The sequence below is a fragment of the Mesorhizobium sp. WSM4847 genome (genome assembly GCF_055811335.1).
Genome location: NZ_JBVVPY010000099.1, coordinates 1 through 715, shown reverse-complemented (window position 1 = coordinate 715; position 715 = coordinate 1). Strand labels below are relative to the sequence as shown.

At 56.1% G+C, this 715-nt stretch carries 1 protein-coding gene; it reads left to right on the top strand.

The features are described from left to right. The coding region (locus AC0L28_RS34690) for a LysR family transcriptional regulator (RefSeq protein WP_473482991.1) at window positions 1-715 on the top strand (715 nt) is incomplete at both ends.

The window sequence follows — 715 nt, the reverse complement described above, 5'->3', positions numbered from 1 at the left end:
TGCAAAAACTCGAGGATCAACTCGACTGCAAGCTCGTCTTCCGCGACCCTCGCCATTTTGCGCTGACATTACGTGGCGAACAGATTTATCAGGAATGTTCGGAGATGTCCCGGTGCGTTGACCGAATTGGCATCCTCTCTCGAGACGGGAGCAATGACGAATTCGGGGAGCTGAAACTCAGCATGGTTACTCGGCTACAGTCCACGCTTGTAGACGAAGCACTCCGGCTGTACCACCAGCGATACCCGTCGGTCACATGGCATATCGACATCAAAACCTCGCTCGACATCGTGCGACAGATTTCAATGGACAAGGCTGGCATCGGCATCTGTCTTTTGACAAAAAAAATGCCGACGCTGCGATGCCGCCACTTATTCCGCGAGGATTTTGGCATATTTTGTGGCGCCGAACACCCTCTATTCGGAGTTCAGGAGGTAGATGTCCGCAGGCTTCAACAAGAGCCCTTCATTGCCTTCGATTGCACCAATGATGGGAGCGGATTCGAGCCGATGATCTTTCTGCGAGAAGGCCTTGGTCTTGGACGTCGGGTTAGCGGATGGAGCCACGAGCTCGACGAGGTGCGCCGCATGCTGATATCGGGTCTGGGCATCGGCCTTCTGCCCGTTCTGACCGCCCACGACGACGTAGCCCAGGGGCGACTGTGGCCGTTGCGGCTGTTCGATGAGCCGCTCGGCGCGGATGTCTACCTCATCTC